This window comes from Sphingomonas azotifigens NBRC 15497, assembly GCF_002091475.1.
Lineage (GTDB): Bacteria > Pseudomonadota > Alphaproteobacteria > Sphingomonadales > Sphingomonadaceae > Sphingomonas > Sphingomonas azotifigens.
This window is the reverse complement of the sequence record NZ_BCTR01000072.1, coordinates 22,032-28,654: the sequence shown is the minus strand read 5'-3', so window position 1 is coordinate 28,654 and position 6,623 is coordinate 22,032. Positions and strand designations below refer to the sequence as shown.

Genomic DNA, 6,623 nt, shown 5'->3' with positions numbered 1-6,623 from the left:
CTTGCGTTCTGGAATCCCTCCACCCCAACCCCTCCTTCCAGGAGGAGGGGCTTGGAAGAAGAGCAGGGATGACTTCGCCGCGCACACCGGCTAATCCCGCGCGACCCATGACTGACGCAACCGACACCCAGCGCGACTGGCGCGACACCGTCTTCCTGCCGAAGACCGATTTTCCGATGAAGGCCGGCCTTGCTGCCAAGGAGCCCGCCATCCTCGAGCGCTGGGCGCGCATTAACCTCTACCAGAAGCTGCGCGAGGCCCGCGCCGGCCGCGAGCGCTTCCTGCTGCACGACGGCCCGCCCTACGCCAATGGCGACATCCATATGGGCCATGCGCTCAACAAGATCCTGAAGGACATCGTCGTCCGCTCGCAGAGCCTGATGGGCAAGGACGCGCCCTATGTCCCCGGCTGGGACTGCCACGGCCTGCCGATCGAGTGGAAGGTCGAGGAAGCGTACCGCGCCAAGAAGCTCAACAAGGACGAGGTCGACCCCGTCGCCTTCCGCGCCGAATGCCGCGCCTATGCCGAGAAATGGGTGGCGGTGCAGCGCGGCCAGTTCGAGCGGCTCGGCATCCTGGGCGATTGGGACGATCCCTATCTCACCATGAAGTTCGACGCCGAGGCGCGGATCGCCGGCGAGCTGCTCAAGTTCGCCGAGAGCGGCCAGCTCTATCGCGGCGCCAAGCCGGTGATGTGGTCGCCCGTGGAGAAGACCGCGCTGGCCGAGGCCGAGGTCGAATATGAGGACATCGTGTCCACGCAGATCGACGTGGCGTTCGAGATCACCGAGGCACCGAACGCGCCCGAGCTGGTCGGCGCGCATGCGGTGATCTGGACGACCACGCCGTGGACGATTCCGGTGAACCAGGCGTTGGCGTATGGGCCTGAGGTCGAATATTCGCTTTTCGAGCTGAAGGCGGGCGCCCTTGAAGAGCCTGCACTCGCGGGACTCGCCGGCAAGAAATTCTTGGTGGCGACCGCACTGGTGCCGACCTTCCTGAAGCGCATCGGCTCCGCTTGGGATAATAGCGACGCCGTCGATGTCTACTATAAGGGCGGCTGGGCTCTCGAAGGCGCCGTCGCCCGCCACCCGATGCACGCGCTCGGCGGGTTCTTCGCCAAACCGCGGCCGTTCCTGCCCGGCGACTTCGTTACCACGGACGCGGGTACGGGCCTTGTCCATATGGCGCCGGATCATGGCGAGGACGACTTCCTGCTGTGCAAGGCGCACGGCATTGACCCCGTCTTCGCGGTCGACGGCGCGGGCATGTACCGCGCCGACTGGCTGTGGCTCGGCGGCCAGGGATCGGTGATCAACAAGAAATTCGTCAGCGCCGAAGGCCCGATCTGCTCGGACCTGCGCGCGGCCGGCGCGCTGCTCGCCGCCTCGGACGACTTCCAGCACAGCTATCCGCACAGCTGGCGGAGCAAGGCCAAGATCATCTTCCGCGCGACGCCGCAGTGGTTCATCCCGATGGACAAGCCGCAGCCCTCGCAGTCTGCGCTCCCCTCCCGCTTGCGGGAGGGGTCGGGGGAGGGGCCGGCCGCAGCGCCGTCCGACCTCGCCACGTCAGCCCCTCCCCTAACCCCCCCCGCAAGCGGGAGGGGAACGGATGCGAAGAGCGCTTCCAACGCCCCAACCCTCCGCGAAATCGCGCTCGATTCGATCGAGCGCACCCGCTGGGTGCCGGAACGCTCGATCAACCGCATTCGCGCGATGGTGGAGGGCCGCCCGGACTGGGTGATCAGCCGCCAGCGCGCCTGGGGCGTGCCGATCGCGCTCTACGTCAATCGCGCCACCGGCGACTATCTGCGCGATCCGGCGGTCAACGCCCGCATCCTCGACGCCTTCCGCGCCGGCGGGGCCGATGCCTGGTTCCAGGCCGACCACCAGGCGCTGCTCGGCCCCGACTACCGGGCCGAGGACTATGAGGTCGTCACCGACATCCTCGACGTGTGGTTCGACAGCGGCTCGACCCACAGCTTCGTGATCGAGGCGCGCTACGGTGAGGGCGTCCGCGCCAACCTCTATCTCGAAGGTTCGGACCAGCATCGCGGCTGGTTCCAGTCGTCGCTGCTCGAATCGTCGGGTACGCGCGGCCGGGCGCCCTATGACGCGGTGCTCACCCATGGCTTCGCGCTCGACGGCCAGGGCAAGAAGATGTCCAAGTCGCTCGGCAACGTCGTCGATCCGCTGAAGATCATCGGCGAAAGCGGCGCGGACATCCTGCGCCTCTGGGTCGCGCAGACCGACTATTTCGACGACGTCCGCATCGGCAAGGAGGTGCTGGCCGGCACCGGCGATGCGTATCGCAAGATCCGCAACACCTTCCGCTATCTGCTCGGCGCGCTCGACGGGTTCGGCGAGGCCGAGAAGGTCGCGGTAGCCGAGATGCCCGAGCTGGAGCGCTATGTGCTCCACAAGCTGGCGGCGCTCGATTCGGAGCTGCGGTCGGCGGCGGAGGCGTTCGAGTTCAATCGCTATGCGCGCGCGCTCGGCGATTTCATGAACGAGGACCTCTCGGCCTTCTTCTTCGATATCCGCAAGGACTGCCTCTATTGCGATGCAGAGCGCGATCCCAAGCGCCGTGCCTATCGCACCGTGCTCGACGTGCTGTTCCACGCGCTGGTCCGCTACGCCGCGCCGATCCTCGCCTTCACCGCCGAGGAAGTGTGGCAGAGCCGCTTCCCGAGCGAGGATGGGTCGGTCCACGAGCTCGAATGGCCGGTGCTGCCGGAAGGCGCGTCGGTCGAGCATGACTGGGCCGCGATCCGCGCGCTGCGCCAGACGGTGACCGAGGCGATCGAGCCGTTGCGCCGCGAGAAGCAGGTGCGTTCCAGCCTCGAGGCCGAGGTGACGGTGCCGACGCTGCCGATGCCGGCCGAGGAGCTGACCGAGCTGTTCATCGTCGCCAAGGTGGATCAGGCCGACGATGTCACGGTCACGCCCACCCATCGCCACAAATGCGGCCGGTGCTGGCGGCATCTTCCCGAAGTGACGCAGGACGGGGCGCTGTGCGACCGCTGCGCAAAGGTGGTGTCGGAATGAAGTCGGTGCGGATTTTCGGTTTTGCGGCCGCGCTCGGCGTGTTCCTGCTCGACCAGCTGACCAAGTACATCGTCACCGGCCCGCTGGGGCTGGTGGTGCAGAATGACTCGCTCACCCTGCTGCCGATCTTCGACCTGCGCTTCGTCAAGAATATCGGCGTGTCGCTGGGCCTGCTTTCGGCCAACAGCCCGGCGATGCGCTGGCTGCTGGTGCTGATGACCGCGGCGATCGCGGTCGGCGTCCTCGTCTGGATGCTGCGCGAGAAGAAGGCGGGCGACGTGTTCGCACTCGGCCTGGTGCTGGGCGGGGCGTGCGGCAACATCCTCGATCGCAGCCGCCTCGGCTATGTCGTCGATTTTGCCGATCTGCATTTCGGCGAGTGGCGCCCCTTTTTGGTCTTCAACGTGGCCGATGCCGCGATTACCATCGGGGTGGTGATCCTGCTGCTCCGTGCCCTGCTCGTTCGCGACAAGAACCCCAAGTCGCCTGCCCCTGTGGAGAAGAAATTCAATGCGTAAGCTTATTCTCGTCGCGACCGGCGTCGCCCTGGTGGCCTCGCTTTCGGCGTGCGGCAAGCGGGGCTATGACCGCGCGCGTCCCGACGAGTTCGCCGTCGCCCGCCAGGCGCCGCTGGTGATCCCGCCCGATTTCTCGCTCCGTCCCCCCCAGCCGGGTGCGGCCCGCCCGCAGGATACCAATCCGTCCGATCAGGCGCTGGAGGCGCTGTTCGGCGGTTCGGCAGCGCGCAGCCCGGCGGAGAGCGCCACGCTCGACCAGGCCGGTGCCGCCAGCGCCGATGCCGGCGTGCGCAGCAATGCCGGCAGCCCCTCGACCACCGTCGTCGACAAGGGCACCACGACCCAGGACATCCTGAAATCGCCCCAGGGCGACAACAAGGACGCGAGCGTCAAGACGCCGCAGTAAGCGCCTGGCCTTGGGCTACGGAAAAGCGCCGGTCCGCAGATTGCGGGCCGGCGCTTTTCGTTTTGGAGCATGCTGCGCGCGTGCGCGGTGCGTTCGCCTCCCGCGCCCGGTCTTCCCGCTGCGGGCAAGGCAATCGGGAGCGGCCCCCGCCGCTCCCGCGCCCCTCCCCAAGCCGTCCGCTTAGAAGCTGACGCCGATCGATCCCAGAATGCTGCCCTTGGCGGCGTCATGGCCGCTCGGGGTGAAGAACTTCACGTCGGTGCCGACATAGGAGACGCCGAGCGACAGGTTCTTCCAGGTATAGGCGCCGCCCACCGCCCAGTCGGTATATTCCTTGCGCTGGATCGGCACGAGCCAGCTGGGCCCAAAGGTGTGGCCGAGATGGCCGGTCACACTGAACGGGGTCTTCGGGATCGCGGCGGAGACGTCGCCCGCCAGATAGACATTGTCGTTGCTCTTCAGCGTGCCGCTCTGGCCCTGGTCGAGCGACAGTGCCTGCTGCTTCGGCGCATAGTTCACCGTCGCCTTGGCCGAGATCGGGCCGATCGCATAGGTCACCGAGGCATAGGGCTCGATGAAGTCGGACGCGCTCTTGTCGCCGGCAAAGCCGGGGCGGGTGCCAGGATAGACATAGTAGAGCGCGCCGACATCGACCGTCACGCCACCCTTGAACGTATGCTTGAAGCCCGCGATCAGGTCGAGCTCCTGGTGGGCGGTGCCGTGCGTCGTGACATAGTCGTCGATCGACGAGCCCCAGGCGGAGACATAGAAGCCCGAGGCGTGGCTGATCGTCAGCCCGCCCTGCACAGCGAAATTGCCATCGGTCTGCGAGATGCCGCGGAACTTGTAGTCGCTGATCACCGTCGCGGTGCCGTTCAGGGTGATCGCCGACGCGGGAGCTGCTGCCGGAGCTGCCTCTTGTGCCAGCGCAGGGGCGGTCGTGGCGAGCAGGAGCGCGCCGAGGCTGATCGAGGTGAAGCGCATGGAATCCCTTTCAAATTCAAATAAAGGGTCCCTGCCTGCTGCCACCGGCATCGCGTGATGTTGGGCTCTGCGGCCCGGCGACTTCCGGTTTGCAACAAAACATTGCCGGAATAAGGGGGGTAAGCGCAACCTTCTTCGGCGCGCTTCTCAGAAATTGTAATCTAGTGTTGCTGCAGTGCCACATGCCCTTTACCGAGGCTTCGACAAAGGGCATCGCGGCCTCAGAGCCCGATTGGAAATGCGCGGCGGCGCATTTCCAAACAAACACTCAGGCGAGCTGGAAAATTGCGTCGACTTCGACGGCGGCGCCCAGCGGCAACGCGGCAACGCCCACCGCGCTGCGGGCATGGCGGCCGGCCTCGCCGAACAGCGCCTGCATCAGCTCCGACGCGCCATTGGCGACCTTGGGCTGATCGGTGAAGTCGGCGGTCGAGTTCACGAACACGCCCAGCTTCACCACGCGCTTGACCCGCGAGAGGTCGCCGTCCAGCGCCTTCTTGATCTGCGCGACCAGCATCAGGCCGCAACGCTGCGCCGCTTCGGTGCCGAAGGCGATGTCGCGGTCTTCGCCGAGGCGGCCGGTCATCAGCGTGCCGTCCTTGAACGGCAGCTGCCCGGAAACATGGAGCAGCCCGCCGGCCTCGACGACCGGAACATAGGCGGCGACGGGAGCGGCGGCCTCGGGAAGGGCGAGGCCAAGCTCGGCGAGCTTGCGATCGATGGCAGTGGTCATGCCGCGACCCAACCATTCGCGGGCGGCAGGGTCAAGGGGCGGATCAGCCTTGGGCGAAGCGCTCCAGAATCCACGTCTCGGCGGCGCGCCAATCGTCGATGCGGGCATGGGCGTGCGGGGCAGGGGGCACCTTGGGGGCCAGGCTCGGCTCGGCGACCATGTGCAGCCGGAACACGTCCGGCGCATGCTTGGCGACCGATTCGTGGTGCGTGGCGAGATCGTCGACGAACACCGCTACCGGGGCGCCATGCTCTGCCACCAGCCGGGCTACGGGTGTGCCCTTGCCGCCCTGGTTGCACTCCACCCGGTGGACGATGCCGTGATTCGCCAGCTGGGTGATGCGGTGGTCGCGGCAATGGTCCTGCAGGTTGGTGAGCACGACGATGTCGGCCACCGCGGCGATCCGGCCCAGCGCCTCGCGCGCGTGCGGCACCAGCGTCTGGCGCTCCATCTCGGCGGGGAAGAAGCCGTCGAGCAGCGCCCACATTTCCTGCCCTTCCAGCGTGCTGCCGTCGCCGCGACGCCGCATCGCGCCGTCGAAGTCGCTGCCGTTCAGCGCGAAGTCGATATCGTGGGTGTCGCCCAGCCATTCGCCGAAATGGCGAACCATGTGGAGCAGCACTTCGTCGCAATCGGTGATGAGCAGGGGTTTCATGCACGCTCCAGCTGGTGGCGGGCGTCGACTAGCGCCGCGGGGGAAAGATCGAGCGCGTCGGCGCAGGCGATCAGATCGGGCTCGTAGGATTCAAGGAAGCCGAGCACCGCGGCGAGCAGCGCGGGCTCGCCGGCGCGGGCGCGCAGTGTCGCCGGGTCCAGCCCGGTAAGGTCGAGCAGGCGAGACGCGCGGCCGGGCTCGCTGAGTATCCACGCCAAAGCCTGCAACGCCACCGTTTCGGGATTTGTCACGTCGCCCGCCATCGCCTAACACCTCC

At 67.1% G+C, this 6,623-nt stretch carries 7 protein-coding genes; 3 read left to right on the top strand and 4 right to left on the bottom strand.

Going from position 1 to position 6,623, the window contains the following annotated elements; all coding sequences use genetic code 11:
* Positions 1-107: 107 nt before the first annotated feature.
* Genes ileS through SAZ01S_RS20460 form a run of 3 tightly spaced genes read left to right on the top strand, consistent with a single transcriptional unit; the run spans position 108 to position 3,974 of the window.
* Positions 108-3,050, top strand: a complete 2,943-nt coding sequence (gene ileS / locus SAZ01S_RS20470; RefSeq protein ID WP_084584106.1) for an isoleucine--tRNA ligase — start codon at positions 108-110, stop codon at positions 3,048-3,050.
* Positions 3,047-3,568, top strand: a complete 522-nt coding sequence (gene lspA / locus SAZ01S_RS20465) for a signal peptidase II (RefSeq protein WP_084584105.1) — start codon at positions 3,047-3,049, stop codon at positions 3,566-3,568. The genes ileS and lspA overlap by 4 nt, the downstream gene beginning before the upstream one ends.
* Positions 3,561-3,974, top strand: a complete 414-nt coding sequence (locus tag SAZ01S_RS20460) for a DUF3035 domain-containing protein (RefSeq protein ID WP_084584104.1) — start codon at positions 3,561-3,563, stop codon at positions 3,972-3,974. Before lspA ends, SAZ01S_RS20460 begins: the two co-directional genes overlap by 8 nt.
* 180 nt (positions 3,975-4,154) lie before the next feature.
* Here SAZ01S_RS20460 and SAZ01S_RS20455 read toward each other — a convergent pair whose 3' ends face one another.
* From SAZ01S_RS20455 to SAZ01S_RS20440, 4 genes are all read right to left on the bottom strand, one after another.
* Positions 4,155-4,958: a TorF family putative porin gene (locus SAZ01S_RS20455; protein WP_084584103.1), complete on the bottom strand. Its 804-nt coding sequence runs from the start codon at positions 4,956-4,958 to the stop codon at positions 4,155-4,157.
* A gap of 268 nt (positions 4,959-5,226) precedes the next feature.
* The gene (locus SAZ01S_RS20450) at positions 5,227-5,691 is read right to left on the bottom strand and encodes a RidA family protein (protein ID WP_084584102.1); all 465 of its coding nucleotides are present in this window, start codon (positions 5,689-5,691) and stop codon (positions 5,227-5,229) included.
* 43 nt (positions 5,692-5,734) lie between these two features.
* Entirely contained in the window at positions 5,735-6,346 is a 612-nt protein-coding gene (locus SAZ01S_RS20445; RefSeq protein ID WP_084584101.1) for a hypothetical protein, read from the bottom strand.
* Positions 6,343-6,609, bottom strand: coding sequence for a DUF3572 domain-containing protein (locus tag SAZ01S_RS20440; RefSeq protein ID WP_084584100.1), 267 nt, complete (start codon positions 6,607-6,609; stop codon positions 6,343-6,345). Before SAZ01S_RS20440 ends, SAZ01S_RS20445 begins: the two co-directional genes overlap by 4 nt.
* Positions 6,610-6,623 lie beyond the last annotated feature (14 nt).

What these genes read in the sequence shown, in the direction of transcription:
- SAZ01S_RS20455 (WP_084584103.1), bottom strand. Translation starts at nt 4,958, where the DNA reads ATGCGCTTCACCTCGATCAGCCTCGGCGCGCTCCTGCTCGCCACGACC.
- SAZ01S_RS20440 (WP_084584100.1), bottom strand. Translation starts at nt 6,609, where the DNA reads ATGGCGGGCGACGTGACAAATCCCGAAACGGTGGCGTTGCAGGCTTTG.
- ileS (WP_084584106.1), top strand. Translation starts at nt 108, where the DNA reads ATGACTGACGCAACCGACACCCAGCGCGACTGGCGCGACACCGTCTTC.
- lspA (WP_084584105.1), top strand. Translation starts at nt 3,047, where the DNA reads ATGAAGTCGGTGCGGATTTTCGGTTTTGCGGCCGCGCTCGGCGTGTTC.
- SAZ01S_RS20460 (WP_084584104.1), top strand. Translation starts at nt 3,561, where the DNA reads ATGCGTAAGCTTATTCTCGTCGCGACCGGCGTCGCCCTGGTGGCCTCG.
- SAZ01S_RS20450 (WP_084584102.1), bottom strand. Translation starts at nt 5,691, where the DNA reads ATGACCACTGCCATCGATCGCAAGCTCGCCGAGCTTGGCCTCGCCCTT.
- SAZ01S_RS20445 (WP_084584101.1), bottom strand. Translation starts at nt 6,346, where the DNA reads ATGAAACCCCTGCTCATCACCGATTGCGACGAAGTGCTGCTCCACATG.